This is a genomic window from Sphingobacterium sp. HSC-15S19 (assembly GCF_050433745.1).
GTDB classification, from domain to species: domain Bacteria; phylum Bacteroidota; class Bacteroidia; order Sphingobacteriales; family Sphingobacteriaceae; genus Sphingobacterium; species Sphingobacterium siyangense.
The window spans coordinates 28726-43847 of the sequence record NZ_JBNPWQ010000006.1 but is presented as its reverse complement, the minus strand read 5'-3'; the positions used below and the strand labels follow the sequence as shown (position 1 = coordinate 43847).

Here is a 15122-nt window from a genome sequence, read left to right as displayed (position 1 = left end):
GATGAATAACATAGTTAAAACCACGATAGCCACCCTTTTATTTTCGATGGCAGCCCTAAGCTCTTTTGCACAGGCAGCTAAATATAAGTGTATGATCCAAATGAATGCCTATGAAGGTGAGAAAGCCTACGTGGTGATTTCACTGATTAATCCTAGTGGAGCTTACGAAAAAACACTCGCCGTATTGGGATCTGATAAACAATGGTATAATACAATCAAGGAATGGTACAAGTTCCAAAATAAAACCAAAGAAAAGCTAAATGCGGTGACGGGCGCGTCAGTTGGTGGCGGTGACCGTGCCATGCGGACATTGGATATTGATGAAACGAAGTTTAACAAAGGGTATAAACTCCGTTTTGAATCTGCTGTAGAGGAACAAAAATACCATACTGCTGATGTTGAAATTCCTTTGACAAAGGAGGCTATCACTGAAAAAGCTAATGGCAAGGGATATATCAAACTTGTTAAGTTAAATAAAGTACAATAAGAAAAGGGGTAAAAATGCTGGTATCTATTTGGAGGTATGCACATTTAGCCTTAGCTATTGTTTCTTCTATCTTTTTACTTTTATTATCGATAACTGGCGTAATATTGGCCATTGACGCCGTTAACGAAAAAATTCCGCCTTATCGGGTTGAACATATTGAAACGTTAAACCTTGCGCAGTCAGTAACAGCTTTGCGCAAGGTTTATCCTGAAATCATAGCGATCTCGGTAGATCACAATCAATTCGTGAGCATTGATGCCATAGACGCAGATGGCAACACCGTGAAAGGTTATATCGATCCGAATACGGGGCGTCTGCTGGGTCCCCAATTGAATAAGTCCCAATTTGTTCAATGGATTACAGCTTTACACCGCTCACTCTTTCTTAAAGTGACCGGTCGGGTGATTATTGGTGTGGTTTCATTTCTGTTGTTTCTTATTACTATTTCAGGAATTATTCTGATTGTCAGGCGTCAACAGGGAGTTCGACATTTCTTTGCTAAAATCAACCGGGACTTTTTCGCACAGTATTTCCATGTTGTTTCAGGACGTCTATTTTTGATACCAATTTTGATATTGGCCCTAACAGGTACCTATTTATTTCTGGTGCGTATTGAAATCTTAAAAAAGCCGAACCAAACAATTGAATATCCCAATAAGATGAAGGAAGATATTCAATTGGAGGTGGCAAAATTTTCAATATTCCAAAATACAAAACTTGTCGATTTGAAGACGTTGGAGTTTCCGTTTATGGAAGACGATCCTGACGAGTTTTTTATATTGAAGCTTCGCGATCGGGAATTGACCATAAATCAGTTGAATGGAAGCTTGCATAAAGAAGTAAAGTATCCCTTTACAGCATTGGCCGAACAGTTTTCTTTGGACCTCCATACGGGCAAGACCAATATCATATGGGCCATTATATTGGGGCTCGCATCTTTGAATATTGTGTTCTTTATTTACACGGGCTTTGCAATCACATTCAAGCGCAGGCGTACTAAAATCAAGAATAAATATAAACCTGAAGAAGCAGAGATTGTTATTCTTTTCGGAACGGAAAATGGAAGCACGCTGTTTTTCGCCAATCAGATCCATAAACAACTCTTAGCGGATGGGCAAAAATCGTTGCTGCTCGGAATGAATCAATATCAATGCTTTCCAAAGGCAAAACACTTGCTTGTGTTTACCTCAACATACGGGCTAGGAACTGCACCATCCAATGCACTTCAATTTGAACATAAGCTCAACAGCCATCCGCAAGAACAAGACGTACAATTTTCAGTTCTGGGCTTTGGTTCAAAAGCCTATCCCGACTTTTGTGCCTATGCGCGCGAAATTGATCATTTATTAGAAAAACAAGCCTGGGCTTCTCGACTAACAGATTTACACACAGTTAATGATAAGAATGTTGATGAGCTTATTTCATGGATACATCAGTGGTCTGCTCAGACCAATATTGCATTAGCTTCTGCACCGGCTATTTATAGTGCTAAAGTCGTCGGATTGACGAGATTTAAGGTGATAGCGAAGTCTACTGTTTCAGCTAGTAACACGACCTTTACTTTAGTCCTGAAACCTTCAGGTAAAATTAAAATGCAATCGGGGGATTTACTGGCAATCTATCCCGCGCAAGATCAACGTGAACGTTTTTATTCGATAGGTTACAAAGACGGTATGGTTCGGCTTGTGGTGAAATTGTTTCCTGATGGATTTGGCTCGAGCTTCCTTTATCGATTGGAACCGAATCAACCCCTGCAGGCACGTGTCATGGTTAATCCAAGTTTTCATTTTCCGAAAGCGGCAAATGCCGTTGCTTTAATTGCGAATGGTACAGGGGTAGCACCTTTTCTAGGCATGATTTCAGCGAATGAAAGTATGACACCTTTGCGTCTGTATGCTGGTTTTCGCCATCGAAATGAAATGACAGCACACTATATAGATTTTGCTGATGAGCAGATAAAGCTGGGACATCTGAAACAGCTTGAACTGGCTTTTTCACGCGAGGAAAATGCACAATATGTCATGGATTTGATTCGTCGGGATGCGCTATATTTTGTCGAATTGCTTGATAAAGGAGGTTGTATATTGCTTTGTGGAGCATTGCGTATGCAGCATGATGTTGAACATACTTTAAATGAGCTACTTTTGGAACATGTCGGCAAAACTATTGCAGTCTATAAAGAAAATGGACAGATCTTAACCGATTGTTATTAGTAAATTGGTGGTACAATAGTATATCCCATCGGTAAAACTGCTTTTGGTACACATCGACTTTTTAATCCCTTTTTCAGATCAATCTCATGAAGAACAATAAACACTGTGGCCTGCTTTTAATTCTCTGCTTTGTATCCATTACTTCAGGGATTGCGCAGGTATTGGTAAAGCGACAGGTTACCCTTATGGGCTCTGTTTTCGAAATTAGCTTGGTAGATCGGGATAGCTCGATTACAAATCAGCATATCGATGAAGTCATCTCCGAAATAGATCGAATAGAAAATCTGATTTCAGAATGGCGTCCGCAAACCCAAATAGCAGCGGTAAACCGCAATGCAGGGATTAAGCCAGTTAAGGTGGATAGAGAAGTGTTTGAACTAACACAACGTGCAATCCAATATGCTCAAAATTCAGGTGGTGCTTTTGATATCAGTATTGTTGCCTTAGATAAAGTTTGGCTATTTGATGGCAGCATGACCACAATGCCCTCGGAAGAAGTGATTAAGAGGTCTGTAGAGAAAGTTGGTTATCAACACATTCGCCTCGATAGTGCGGCTTCGACAATTTTTCTGGAGTTACCGGGTATGAAGATCGGTTTCGGCTCTATTGGGAAAGGCTATGCGGCAGATAGGGGCAGGGAAATAATGAAAGCAAAAGGGATTGAAGCAGGTATAGTGAATGCTTCTGGTGATCTGTCGGCTTGGGGAAGCCCACCCCAGGACGATGCATGGAAAGTGGGCGTAAACAATCCGTTCAAAGCCCATCGAATGGTCAAAGTTCTTCGTTTGAATGAAATGGCCGTAGCAACTTCGGGCAGCTATGAGAAATATGCGGAGATTAATGGAAAACGTTATTCACATATTATAAATCCGGTGACAGGTTACCCAGCTACGGGATTAACTTCAGTGACGATTTATGGACCCTCAGCGGAAGTCGCAAATGCACTCAGTACGTCAATAATGGTACTGGGCGAGAAAGAAGGAAAAAAATTGATTCAGCGTTTTCCAGCATACCATTATATTTTTATTACCGATAAAGATAAGGTCATTCAGCAGCGCCGGAAATCTTAAACCATGGAACGACTTTTTTATGTTGCATAAAGTGTATAGAAAGCATAGCCTATTAGCTGATTATCTAGTATATTTATGCGAACAAAGCGTATACGAAAGACGACGAAAAAAGAATGTGTGATGTTGTTCATCCGTTGGAAGTCAGCAAGAAAGTAGATCCTTGAAAATAATTTAAAGTAAAAGTTCGACTAGTTCGTCTATGCTGCTATGGACATTGCATACCAAAATCATATGGCAGAAAAAAATTCCAGATCATTTACGGATATCGTTAAGACTTATGGAAGTCAACTGCTACGTTTTGTTAAGGGGAAAGTAAAGAAAACGGAGGATGCAGAAGATATCTTACAGGAAGTCTGGTATCAATTTAGCCGTTTGACCAATATGGACGAACTGGAGAATGCGGGAGCATGGCTCTATGCTGTCACACGGAATAAGATTACCGATAGTTATCGGAAAAAGAAAAATGAATCACTTGATGATATGATAGCAGGTGATGATGATAGTGAAAGTACTTTCCCTATTCGTCAGTTCCTTTTGGCCGACGACTCCAATAATCCCGAGCTAAAATTATTTAAGGATATTTTTTGGGATGAGCTGATGAAAGCATTGGAGGAATTGCCGGAGAAGCAGCGTCGGGTTTTTGTGCTGAATGAGCTGGAAGAGAAAACACTTCAAGAAATTGCCGTTATGGAAAATGAGAACCTCAAGACGATTATCAGTCGAAAAGGGTATGCCGTGAAGCACCTGCGGGTACGGTTGCGAAGTTTGTATGAAGAATTAAAATTTTAAAAGGATTAAGCTATGAATGGAAGAATGAATAGACAGCGGAAGGGTAAATTCGCTTTTATGTTTGTCGCTATTACCATTGGTGTTTTTTTGTTGGTAGCCTTACTACAATATTTATGGAATACATTAATGGTTGATATTTTCAATTTAAAAACAATTACCTATTTGCAGGCATTGGGACTCTTTGTTTTGTCAAGAATTCTGTTCGGCAGGGGTTTTGGTAAACCTGGAGGGGGGAGATTTCGAAAAGGTTTTCCGCGTCAGATGGAAAAAGGAGAAGATCTTTCCGATGAGGAAAGGGAGCGTTTGAGGGCAGAATGGAAGCGTCGTTTTGGAGGACGATGTGGATTCTAAAAAAAGAATAAAAATTTTAAAGTAAAAACTGTTGTTAGGCGTCTTCTTCTATAAAGGCGCCTTTTTTTATGCCGGTATCCTGATTCTAAGGGAATAGCAGAACGCGATGTTCTGTCAGAATGGATGTTGGACAGCATAATAATTAGTTACAAAATACGAATGGTCAAGGAGAATGTCGTTTTCAATCAGATGAAAATGGAGGAAGCCAGCAACCATTTTACAAAAAAGATGTATTCAAATGAAAAATAAACTTCGATTTATATTGCCTCGCCTGATTGTGCTTACGGCAATAGCTGGATTAGCAACCTTGATTATTGGGACGATCTTTAAACTCTTATTGTTTGGGACAGTTCTCTTCGGAATAGGAAGCTTCGCGGCAGCAAGAATGCGTAGGAGAGATAGACAAGCATTCAAAATGGATAGGACTCCGGTATATCCGAATGTTCACCGTCATTACAACACTGCGGTCGCTATCGTACCATTACAAGGACAAAAACGTGCTAGGAAAGCAACGATAGTTCCCGTTTATTAAGGTTAAAAAACTGCAAAGACGAAGCAATTCGTCATGTATTAGTTCAACGTATTATTCAATATTAAAAATTAAAGACATGTTTAAAAGAGATCATTATACCAGAGGATATTCAAATCATAACAAATTTTGCGGACAACATTTTAAAGACCGTTTTGAAAAATTTCAACAACATTTTTTTGAAGATGAAACCGCACACAGTGGTGGCGGACAGCAATCTGTTCCTGTAAATATTGTAGAGAATCAAGAATTCTATGAAGTACAGCTTTTTGCTGCTGGCCGTAAGAAGGAACAATTCCAAGTCAGTATAAATGACGGAATACTAAAAATTTCATGTACAGAGAATGCACAGGACAATGCCATAGATTATATTTATAAAGAGTACGATGGAATGGCATTTGAACGTGAATTCCAATTGAATGAACAAGTGCTTACAGATAATGTGCATGCGAGCTTCGAGGATGGGGTATTGACTGTCATTCTTCCAAAAGATCTTGAAAAAGTAATACGACCACAAGAAGTTGCTATTGATTAGTAAAAGCCAGTTTTTGATTTGGGCGCACATCAAAGTAAAGGTTGCTTATGTGCGTAAACTTAAATCAGCATAAGGGCTAATTTTGAAAAAGGACAGCATCGAATTTTGCTGTCCTTTTTTTATGGTTTACCTCCGGCCTCCACCCAAAGCAGCATATATATTTACTAAATGGAAAAAAACTAATACCAAATTATACCTAATAACAATTTTTAATCAGTTTTTAGACAGTAATTAGTCACTATTTATTCAGTCTACACTGAGTAATCACTGAGCAAGCACTGAACAAGCACTGAACAAGTACTGTTGAAAGGTATAATTTGATTACCATCATATCTTCGTTTGATTGACAGGTATAAAGGTTAGGGATTATGATTTTATGCAGATATTGATCAGCTTATGTCTATTAAGATGGAGACAATATTCCTAGTTGGTTTGTGCATCTGCTAAATTGGCTTCTGCCTGTGTAGGTGAGGCTTGCTGTTATTGTAGCTTGTATAGCGCTGTGTCAAGTTTATTTAGATGTTATGACAGCTATTCAGTTCTTTTAAGTTTTTTATGTAGTTGTTCTCTGCCAAATCGCCAAAAGAAGTAAAACAAGCCAATAACAACGATTATAGCCATAAAAGGCACAAATATGGCGAGTATAGTTAAGATCGTAGAACCGATGGTTTCCATTGTCGAAATCATAAAATTACCAAAACCGGCCGTTCCGATCGAAGAGGCAGCTCGGGTGCCTGCCAGGGCCGTGCTAATGGTTGCTGCAGTACCGCCACCGGCGATTATGGCCATAGCCCAGCGGAAAAAAGGAGAAATATCTGTAAACTGTATAGCGAAAAGTAAAGTACCGGCTATGGTTGCTAAGGGGATGGATAGGCTGTCCAATATGTTGTCTATAAAAGGGATGTAATACCCCGCTATTTCCAAAATCATGGCTATACTTGTTGCTGCTAAAACAAGCGGTGAACCCGCCCAGGCTAATTCATTGCCAACTTGGAACAATTCCAGCCGACAGCCAAGACTCAATAAAAATAAGGGCATGAAAATCCGGAAGCCAGTGGCTGCCGCCAAACTCACTCCTATAAAAGCACTCACCAAAAATGTAGAAAGTTCACTCATGGCCAATATTTTTTGATACAACCTAATTGTAGAATAATAAAAGAATGGCTTTTGTTTTAGCAATGCTAAAAATCCGCGTTTTCTGGAGTCTCGCTAAAAGATGATTTTCAAGTTTTTATATATCTGATAATGGTGTATATAGATTTTGATTATAGTGTATCAAATCATTCGATGTACAAGTGGTAGTGCATTTATGTAATTTTATGAAAGTGGAAGTCAAACAATTTGATCACTTAAGGTATTATATAAATAAACTTTCTTTTCATATGGACAACAACGAAAAAGACATTAGCAAATGCCCATTTCACAATGGTACTATGCGCAACGCCGTTGCGGGAGGGGGAACTCAGAATCAGGATTGGTGGCCAAATAGACTTCGTGTAGATCTGTTGAGACAACATGCGAGCAAGTCAAATCCGATGGACGAAGGCTTTGATTATGCAGAAGCATTTAAGCAGTTGGATTTAGAAGCTGTAAAAAAAGATTTGCATGCATTGATGACCGATTCACAGGATTGGTGGCCGGCAGATTTTGGTCATTATGGACCATTATTCATCCGGATGGCTTGGCATAGTGCCGGTACCTATCGGGTAAGCGATGGTCGAGGCGGAGCTGGGTCTGGTCAGCAACGTTTTGCACCCTTGAATAGCTGGCCTGATAATGTGAGCTTAGATAAAGCGCGTCGCCTGTTGTGGCCTATCAAACAAAAATATGGTAAAAATATCTCCTGGGCAGATTTATTGATCTTAACCGGTAACGTCGCTTTGGAGTCTATGGGCTTCAAAACTTTTGGTTATTCCGGTGGGCGTGTGGATGCTTTTGAACCAGAATTGGATGTATATTGGGGCTCTGAAACAACATGGTTAGGCGGTGATATTCGTTATGCACATGGTTCAGAAGGCGTAGTTGAAGCACATGGTGTTTTGTCTGCCGATGATAATGCAGATGGTAAGCAACACTCACGTAATCTTGAAAAACCGTTGGCAGCGGTACAGATGGGGTTAATTTATGTTAATCCAGAAGGACCGGATGGAAACCCTGATCCTATAGCGGCTGCAAAAGATATACGAGATACTTTTGGTCGGATGGCTATGGATGATGAGGAAACTGTCGCTTTGATTGCAGGTGGGCATACTTTTGGAAAAACTCACGGAGCTGGACCTGCCGACAATGTCGGAAAAGAGCCTGAAGCTGCCGGTATAGAACAACAAGGATTAGGTTGGAAAAGTACTTACGGCAGTGGAGTAGGTGCTGATGCAATTACTAGTGGACTGGAGGTCATTTGGACACAAAAACCAACGGAATGGACCAACCTCTTTTTTAAGAATCTGTTTGAGCATGAATGGGAATTGACAAAAAGCCCAGCAGGGGCACACCAATGGGTCGCCAAAGGCGCCGATTCGAATGTTCCAGATCCTTTTGATCCAAATAAAAAGCGCAGACCAACGATGCTGACGACAGATTTATCGTTGCGTTTTGATCCAATCTATGAAAAGATCTCGCGTAAATTTTACGAAGATCAAGATGCGTTTGCTGATGCATTTTCTCGTGCCTGGTTTAAGTTAACCCACCGTGATTTGGGGCCAAGAGAGCGTTATTTAGGTGCCGAAGTTCCTGCTGAGGAATTATTGTGGCAAGATCCTATACCGGCTGTCGATCATGTTTTGGTCGATGCGGATGACATTAGTACATTGAAATCCGCCCTATTGAAGGCGGGACTAAGCTCTGCCGAGCTCGTAACGACGGCTTGGGCGTCAGCTTCTACATTCCGTGGGTCGGATATGAGAGGTGGTGCAAATGGTGCTCGAATTCGTCTGGCTCCGCAGCGGTATTGGCAAGTTAATAATCCAGCACAATTGCAAAAAGTTCTTACTGCGCTGGAGCAGATTCAGCAGGATTTTAATGGAAAACAACAGGGCGGAAAGAAGATCTCATTGGCAGACTTAATTGTCTTGGGCGGTGTTGCCGCGATAGAGCAGGCAGCTCGTGCTGCTGGGCATGATATCAAAGTACCGTTCCGTCCTGGGCGTATGGATGCGACACAGGAACAGACTGATGTAGAATCAATGGGTTATCTTGAGCCGATTGCGGATGGATTCAGAAACTATCGCAAAGGGGCTTATACCGTGTCTACGGAATCGTTATTGATTGATAGGGCGCAGTTGCTGACCTTATCGGTTCCTGAATTGACTGTCCTTATTGGCGGGATGCGTGTTCTTCAAGCCAATTTTGATGGTTCTCAACTAGGCGTAATGACTAACCGACCTGGCCAACTGACCAATGACTTTTTTGTTAATCTATTGGATATGGGAACAGCTTGGAAAGCAATCTCTCCGGATCGGGAAGTTTTTGAAGGATCAGATCGTAAAACTGGTATTAAAAAATGGGAAGCAGGAAGAGCAGACCTTGTTTTTGGTTCAAATGCTGAACTAAGAGCCGTTGCCGAAATATATGGTAGTGCCGATGCAAACGAAAAATTTGTACAAGATTTTGTGAAGGCGTGGAATAAAGTGATGGAGCTGGATCGCTTCGATTTGCATCGCTAATGAATAAAAATTAAGCCGTTCAAGAAGCCAGTCTCCTATCGAGGCTGGCTTTTTATGATTTTGCTATTGGAGAAAATATTTTGTATTTAGCTGCGACAAAAAATACCCAATTTTTGCCTCTAATATCATTTTAATCTCACTTTAACCAAATTTTAATTTAATATATATAGAATTATGGAATTTTCTTTGGGTGTTTCCTATTTTGTGAAATAAAATTCAAGATTTGTGCTACTTTTTCTTCTTTGATCGGTAGTAACTTTGTATTGGTTTCAAAGGAATCTTTGATACTTTGTTACGTTAAAGCTATGTGGAAGCACTTTATTTTTCTGTTTGCAGCACTGTTATTATCATTTAAAATTTTAAATGCAAACAGTCTTGTACTGAAAAGTGATAGTTTTAAATCCTCGTATTTATCTTCAAAAAGTCCTTCAGAACACGCGGGAGATTCACGTATAACCCATTTTCCAAAAGATCATAGCCACTTTTGTTCACTCTACCCATCGCTTCAATCCATTGTTGCGGAAATGGACGTAGAAGTAGCACAAGATTGGTTAATGGATCGTTGGTTGGTTACTGTTGATTTGCTTTGGCATGAACTACTGCCATCCCCATTGCAGAAAGACTATCGGTATGAACATACCTTAGATCTTGAGCCTATACCCATAGCTCGATTTTTGCTGTTTGAGCAAATCAAAATTCCATGCTAAGGCGTAAGCTTTTCTTCACATCAGACAGGCAAAGAAATCTGCCATTTCTTTTCTAAATTTATTTATTTCTTAAAATATACCAATGCACGAGCTAAGTATAGTAAAGGATATTTTTGATACGTTGACCTCGCATTATGAGGCTAGGGTAGATGATATTCAAAAAATTCAAGTTACAGCAGGATTGTTATCCAACGTTCAGCCTGTATTGATCCAAAATGCATTTGATGCTTTTATTGCTGAAAATACGCAATACCAGGATATGGAAATGGAGGTCGTTGTAAACGATATCATTGCATACTGTGAACATTGTCAGAAAAATTTCCCTGTTCATTTTCATCGATTTGTCTGTGACTGCGGACAACCCTCCAGCACAATTGTTCAGGGAAATGAACTCTATATTTCAAAAGTAATTTTTAAACAAGACTAAAAAATCGTTTATCATGTCAGACAATACTCCAAATCCTAAAAGTTTAGGTAACCGTGTAGGTTCGGTTCAATGTGAAAATACAACACTACATTTATTAAAAGCAAATGATTTTGTCGCAAAAGCCATCCGCGATAGACTGAAAGATGTCTGTGTGATCAATGTATGCTCTTCTCCGGGGTCAGGTAAAACAACCTTGATGCAAGAGACGGGAAAACGTTTGTCGAAGGATTTGAATATTGCTGTTTTAGTGGGCGATCCAGAAACTGAACGCGATGCGGTACGTATGCGCGATGTGGGCATCAATGCCTTGCAGATTGTCACTGGAGGAATGTGTCATATTGAGGCACAAATGATCTTACAAGCCCTGGATCATATTGATATTGAAGGAATAGATCTGTTGTTTATTGAGAACGTCGGGAACTTATTGTGTCCATCAGCATTTGATTTGGGTGAAGATTACCGCGTAACCTTATTGGCGACAACAGAAGGGGATGATAAACCAAAAAAATACCCACGTATGTTTTTAACAAGCGAATTGATGTTGGTTTCCAAAGCGGATTTATTACCATATGTACCTTTCTCCGTGGATGCGGTAACGAAAGACGCGCGCGAGGTAAATCCCAATCTGGAAGTTATTACAATCAGTACATTAAATGGTGACGGCCTTGATACCTGGTGTGATTGGTTAAAAGAAAGAGTTCAGGCAAAAAAAGATCAATATAAAGCGCTTGAAGTAAAATAATGAACAACAGATAAAATGAATAGGATAATAATGATCCATGTTTTATTGTTATCCTGTTCAATGTTGACGCAATAGTGCTGTTTTTTGAGGAAATAAATAGCACTGAAAACAAAGCCAAATAGTGCTGTTAACGTGTGATGAAGATAAGTTTACAAAAATGAATAAGCTGCCTATACCAATAGATAAAATTGTCGCAAACAAGGCGTTTGCCCTTAGCGAGGTCGATCAAGTGCATCTTGAGTGGTATGAAGTTCATAAAAGACGCCTGACGCGCAATACAATAAACGGAAAAGCAATCCTTATGCAATTGGACCAGGGTGCGGAATGGCACCATGGTGATGGTTTATTTCATCAGGAAACGCTGCAAGCGATCCTGGTTGTCAAGCCTTCGTTGACGATAAGATTTAATCCAACGGATTTGGTTCAGCTTGCAGATTTCGGTTATTTCATCGGAAATAGACATCTGCCGATATTCAACGTAACAGATGCCGAATCGCTTCGTCTTCCTTACGATGGACGGCTTTATGAACAGGTTCTAGCAAAATATGGAACGTCGATTCAGTTGGAGGAAGCCTTGTTGTTATCCGAAGATTTGATTCGTTTGCAGGCTAAAAATAAGAAGAATCCAGATTTAAAGAGAATAGACGGGCATATCAGTTTGGGTGAACAAGTTCGAAAAGATAATTAAATGAAAGTGAATCGAATTATAGTTGTATTGCTTTTGGTATGCTCTGGTATATTGAGTGCCTGCCAAAATCGGCAATCCGGCACGCTCAACAGTCAAGTGAAAGCAGTCGATAGCAGAGGAAAGGAAGTTGTGTTGGCGCATGTGGCAAAGCGTGTAGTTGTACTATTCCCTTCGCTTGTTGATGAAGTGTATATGTTGGGCGCTGAAAATAGCCTTGTAGGTATTCCTGAACAGGTTTATCAGCTCCAAGATACCTATAGCTTTTTATCCAAATTGGATCAAAGAATTGCAAAAAAAGAACTGGCAACGCCTACCTTCGCAGGCCAGGCAAATAATGTAGAAAGCATAGTGGGCTTGAACCCTGATCTTGTTTTGACGTTCAATACTGATCAGGATAATATTTCTCAATTAGAAGATCTTGGAATTCCCGTGTTTACTTTTTCTTCGCAGGATGAAAAAAGTATTTTTAATGAACTGATAGGGATGGGAGCCTTACTCGGAAAGAAAGCGAGAGCTGAAGAAATTGTTCAATTTGTTTCGGCGGAGATCAAAAAAATGACTGCTCCCAAGGATCAAATACAGAAGAAGGTTTATTATGCCTGGTCTAAAGGTAGAGTACTTTCGACATCCGGTCGTGGTAGTTTGATTGATATGGCGATCCGGCTTTCGGGTGCAGCTAATGCCTGCCCGTTAGAAATGGAAGCCCCAAATGTCGGTGCAGAAACGATTTATAAATGGAATCCGGACCTCATTATTCTTTGGAATTCTAAACTGGCAGACGTATATAATCTGAAGGAACTCGCGGCATTACCTGCAGTGAAAAATAAACAGGTATTTGTGATGTCACCGTCGTTCCCATACGATCCACATACCGTCAAATTTATGCTTTTTGCCAAACAAATTAGGCATTGGTGTTTTTCGGATTATACGAAACAGCAGCTTGATCAGGATATGACCATAGCTTTTGAAAAACTATACGGTAAAGCAGGACTACTTCAATGATACATCAATTAAAAAAGCTGTTTCTGCTAGTTGTTTTACCGTTGTTGGTTTTATTGCTTTCCTTACTTGTAGGATCAAGTCAGCACATTGGTTTTGTCGAGCTCTGCCAACGCATCGGATTGAAAGTGGGGATTTATATCGGAGACCATAATACGGTATTAAAAGATAACATGGATACGATATTGTGGCAGGTACGTTTACCACGGATTCTGTTGACCTTTATGGTCGGAGCAGCATTAGCTTCTTCCGGCGGAATTTTACAGGCCATTTTTAGGAATCCAATCGTTGATCCCTTTACATTGGGTATTTCTTCGGGATCTGCTTTTGGGGCCGCATTGGCCATGTTGTTCCCTCTATTGTCCGTCAATCTATCGGCATTTCTGTTTGGTGTATGTGCGGTAGGTTTGACCTATTTTGTTTCAAATGCCGGCTTGAAAACCTCGATTATTGGGATGGTGTTGGCTGGAATGGTTATTTCCGGTGTATTTACAGCAATGTTAACCCTGTTACAATACATTAGTGATCCCTATAAATTACAAGCTATTGTGCAATGGACAATGGGGAACCTACATACAGCATCATGGTCGAAAGTACAGCAAGCGTTCCTGCCGATCACAATAGGATTGGGGATCCTGATCCTTTTGCGCTGGAAGCTGAATCTTCTCGCCCTTGGAGATCAAGAAGCAATTGCTGTTGGCGTTAACCCGAAAATATTGAAATTGGTCTTCATTGCTGTGGCAACACTAATTACGGCATCAGCTGTAGCAGCTGTCGGGGTGATTAGTCTGTTCGGATTAATTGTACCGCATATCAGCCGCATGATCTTTGGACCCAATAACAATATTATTGTGTGGGCAAATATCAGTATTGGAGGTACTTTCCTATTACTTATCGATGATTTTTCTAGGGCTGTTATGCCATTTGAAATTCCGATCGGTGTTTTTACAATGATTATTGGCGCTCCCTTGTTTATTTATCTGATGCGCCGTAACGAAATCAACTGGAATTCATGAATAATTCGATTCATATCAAAAAACTTTCTTTTGCCTATGGTAAGGATGTCATTTTAAATGATGTAAACATGTCATTTCCGGAAGGAAAGCTTTCTGTTATTCTTGGTCGAAATGGAAGTGGTAAATCGACTCTGTTTAATATTATTGCCGGGCTGGAAAAAAAATATAATGGATCAGTTCTTATTGGTGAAACAGAACGTCGCGATTGGAAGGTTGGTCGGGCCAATTCATTGAAATTGGGTTTTCTGAATCAGTTCCATCAGACCACATTTCCTTTTAGCGTTGTTGATGTTATTCTGACGGGACGAGCCTCATTTTCTCGTTTTTCACCAAATAAGGAAGATTTCGAGGCAGTTGAACAGATCTTGGATAGATTTAACCTCACACATTTAAAGGACAAACCCTATACCTCTTTATCTGGAGGAGAGCGACAATTGGTATTACTTTGTCGCGTGTTGGTACAACAGCCTGATTTATTATTGCTTGATGAACCCACCAATCATTTGGATCTGAAGTATCAGATTGCGGTTCTGCAGACAGCCAAGGAGCTGGTCAAAGAGGGGACAACCGTGTTATGTGTGATGCACGACCCCAACATGGCGTATCTTTTTGGTGATCAGTTTTATCTGATGAAGGACAATAGGCTCGTGGATCTGCACGGTCTGGAGCGGGAGCAAGTACGGGAATTATTGGAACAGACCTATCAACTTCCTTTGATCAGTTTGGAAAATCAAAAGAAATGGATGTTTGTTCCGATGCTGGGTGCGGATAGGGCATTTGACACCATTGCGGGTTCAGCGCATAACGCCGAAGCCAAAATTGAAATGAATACGCCATGACGAGGCTGTCTAAATAGGTTCCTTTATGAAAAATCATGGTTTGTACCTGAGATGCTCAGTTTACTGTG

Annotated in this window: 16 protein-coding genes; 15 read left to right on the top strand and 1 reads right to left on the bottom strand. The window is 40.3% G+C overall.

Annotated elements, in window-relative coordinates:
• Position 1 precedes the first annotated feature (1 nt).
• The 7 genes from L1283_RS06350 to L1283_RS06320 all read left to right on the top strand — a co-directional run bounded on the left by L1283_RS06350 (position 2) and on the right by L1283_RS06320 (position 5974).
• Complete coding sequence (locus tag L1283_RS06350; protein WP_075993457.1) at positions 2-487, top strand: DUF2271 domain-containing protein; 486 nt, start codon at positions 2-4, stop codon at positions 485-487.
• A 14-nt stretch (positions 488-501) separates the two neighbouring features.
• The gene (locus L1283_RS06345) at positions 502-2700 is read left to right on the top strand and encodes a PepSY domain-containing protein (RefSeq protein WP_286849616.1); all 2199 of its coding nucleotides are present in this window, start codon (positions 502-504) and stop codon (positions 2698-2700) included.
• Between the two features lie 86 nt (positions 2701-2786).
• Entirely contained in the window at positions 2787-3770 is a 984-nt protein-coding gene (locus L1283_RS06340; RefSeq protein WP_286849617.1) for an FAD:protein FMN transferase, read from the top strand.
• A gap of 231 nt (positions 3771-4001) precedes the next feature.
• Entirely contained in the window at positions 4002-4559 is a 558-nt protein-coding gene (locus tag L1283_RS06335; protein ID WP_198385939.1) for an RNA polymerase sigma factor, read from the top strand.
• A gap of 12 nt (positions 4560-4571) precedes the next feature.
• Complete coding sequence (locus L1283_RS06330) at positions 4572-4910, top strand: hypothetical protein (protein WP_198385938.1); 339 nt, start codon at positions 4572-4574, stop codon at positions 4908-4910.
• A gap of 238 nt (positions 4911-5148) precedes the next feature.
• Positions 5149-5442, top strand: a complete 294-nt coding sequence (locus L1283_RS06325; protein ID WP_075993452.1) for a hypothetical protein — start codon at positions 5149-5151, stop codon at positions 5440-5442.
• A gap of 76 nt (positions 5443-5518) precedes the next feature.
• A complete protein-coding gene (locus L1283_RS06320; RefSeq protein WP_088162263.1) occupies positions 5519-5974 on the top strand; it encodes an Hsp20/alpha crystallin family protein in 456 nt (151 codons plus the stop codon).
• Positions 5975-6505: 531 nt separating this feature from the next.
• Here the strand turns inward: L1283_RS06320 and L1283_RS06315 are convergent.
• Positions 6506-7090 carry a DUF4126 domain-containing protein gene (locus L1283_RS06315; protein WP_088162262.1) on the bottom strand — a complete coding sequence of 195 codons (585 nt, stop codon included), beginning with the start codon at positions 7088-7090 and terminating at the stop codon, positions 6506-6508.
• A gap of 266 nt (positions 7091-7356) precedes the next feature.
• Here L1283_RS06315 and katG point away from each other — a divergent pair, with 266 nt between their 5' ends.
• The 8 genes from katG to L1283_RS06275 all read left to right on the top strand — a co-directional run bounded on the left by katG (position 7357) and on the right by L1283_RS06275 (position 15054).
• A complete protein-coding gene (gene katG, locus L1283_RS06310; RefSeq protein ID WP_088163641.1) occupies positions 7357-9636 on the top strand; it encodes a catalase/peroxidase HPI in 2280 nt (759 codons plus the stop codon).
• Between the two features lie 305 nt (positions 9637-9941).
• Entirely contained in the window at positions 9942-10343 is a 402-nt protein-coding gene (locus tag L1283_RS06305; protein ID WP_088162261.1) for a hypothetical protein, read from the top strand.
• An 82-nt stretch (positions 10344-10425) separates the two neighbouring features.
• Positions 10426-10770 (top strand): hydrogenase maturation nickel metallochaperone HypA, encoded by a 345-nt coding sequence (locus L1283_RS06300; protein ID WP_088162260.1) that lies wholly within the window; start codon positions 10426-10428, stop codon positions 10768-10770.
• A 13-nt stretch (positions 10771-10783) separates the two neighbouring features.
• Complete coding sequence (gene hypB, locus L1283_RS06295; RefSeq protein WP_075993447.1) at positions 10784-11512, top strand: hydrogenase nickel incorporation protein HypB; 729 nt, start codon at positions 10784-10786, stop codon at positions 11510-11512.
• Between the two features lie 157 nt (positions 11513-11669).
• Positions 11670-12200, top strand: coding sequence for an urease accessory protein UreE (locus tag L1283_RS06290; protein ID WP_088162259.1), 531 nt, complete (start codon positions 11670-11672; stop codon positions 12198-12200).
• Positions 12201-13202 carry an ABC transporter substrate-binding protein gene (locus L1283_RS06285; protein ID WP_088162258.1) on the top strand — a complete coding sequence of 334 codons (1002 nt, stop codon included), beginning with the start codon at positions 12201-12203 and terminating at the stop codon, positions 13200-13202.
• Positions 13199-14215 carry a FecCD family ABC transporter permease gene (locus L1283_RS06280; RefSeq protein WP_286849620.1) on the top strand — a complete coding sequence of 339 codons (1017 nt, stop codon included), beginning with the start codon at positions 13199-13201 and terminating at the stop codon, positions 14213-14215. The genes L1283_RS06285 and L1283_RS06280 overlap by 4 nt, the downstream gene beginning before the upstream one ends.
• Positions 14212-15054, top strand: a complete 843-nt coding sequence (locus L1283_RS06275; protein WP_088162256.1) for an ABC transporter ATP-binding protein — start codon at positions 14212-14214, stop codon at positions 15052-15054. Before L1283_RS06280 ends, L1283_RS06275 begins: the two co-directional genes overlap by 4 nt.
• The last annotated feature ends 68 nt before the right edge of the window (positions 15055-15122 follow it).

Bases quoted from the DNA above. Each gene is read 5' to 3' on its own strand.
- L1283_RS06350 (WP_075993457.1), top strand. From the start codon at position 2: ATGAATAACATAGTTAAAACCACGATAGCCACCCTTTTATTTTCGATG.
- L1283_RS06345 (WP_286849616.1), top strand. From the start codon at position 502: ATGCTGGTATCTATTTGGAGGTATGCACATTTAGCCTTAGCTATTGTT.
- L1283_RS06340 (WP_286849617.1), top strand. From the start codon at position 2,787: ATGAAGAACAATAAACACTGTGGCCTGCTTTTAATTCTCTGCTTTGTA.
- L1283_RS06335 (WP_198385939.1), top strand. From the start codon at position 4,002: ATGGCAGAAAAAAATTCCAGATCATTTACGGATATCGTTAAGACTTAT.
- L1283_RS06330 (WP_198385938.1), top strand. From the start codon at position 4,572: ATGAATGGAAGAATGAATAGACAGCGGAAGGGTAAATTCGCTTTTATG.
- L1283_RS06325 (WP_075993452.1), top strand. From the start codon at position 5,149: ATGAAAAATAAACTTCGATTTATATTGCCTCGCCTGATTGTGCTTACG.
- L1283_RS06320 (WP_088162263.1), top strand. From the start codon at position 5,519: ATGTTTAAAAGAGATCATTATACCAGAGGATATTCAAATCATAACAAA.
- L1283_RS06315 (WP_088162262.1), bottom strand. From the start codon at position 7,090: ATGAGTGAACTTTCTACATTTTTGGTGAGTGCTTTTATAGGAGTGAGT.
- katG (WP_088163641.1), top strand. From the start codon at position 7,357: ATGGACAACAACGAAAAAGACATTAGCAAATGCCCATTTCACAATGGT.
- L1283_RS06305 (WP_088162261.1), top strand. From the start codon at position 9,942: ATGTGGAAGCACTTTATTTTTCTGTTTGCAGCACTGTTATTATCATTT.
- L1283_RS06300 (WP_088162260.1), top strand. From the start codon at position 10,426: ATGCACGAGCTAAGTATAGTAAAGGATATTTTTGATACGTTGACCTCG.
- hypB (WP_075993447.1), top strand. From the start codon at position 10,784: ATGTCAGACAATACTCCAAATCCTAAAAGTTTAGGTAACCGTGTAGGT.
- L1283_RS06290 (WP_088162259.1), top strand. From the start codon at position 11,670: ATGAATAAGCTGCCTATACCAATAGATAAAATTGTCGCAAACAAGGCG.
- L1283_RS06285 (WP_088162258.1), top strand. From the start codon at position 12,201: ATGAAAGTGAATCGAATTATAGTTGTATTGCTTTTGGTATGCTCTGGT.
- L1283_RS06280 (WP_286849620.1), top strand. From the start codon at position 13,199: ATGATACATCAATTAAAAAAGCTGTTTCTGCTAGTTGTTTTACCGTTG.
- L1283_RS06275 (WP_088162256.1), top strand. From the start codon at position 14,212: ATGAATAATTCGATTCATATCAAAAAACTTTCTTTTGCCTATGGTAAG.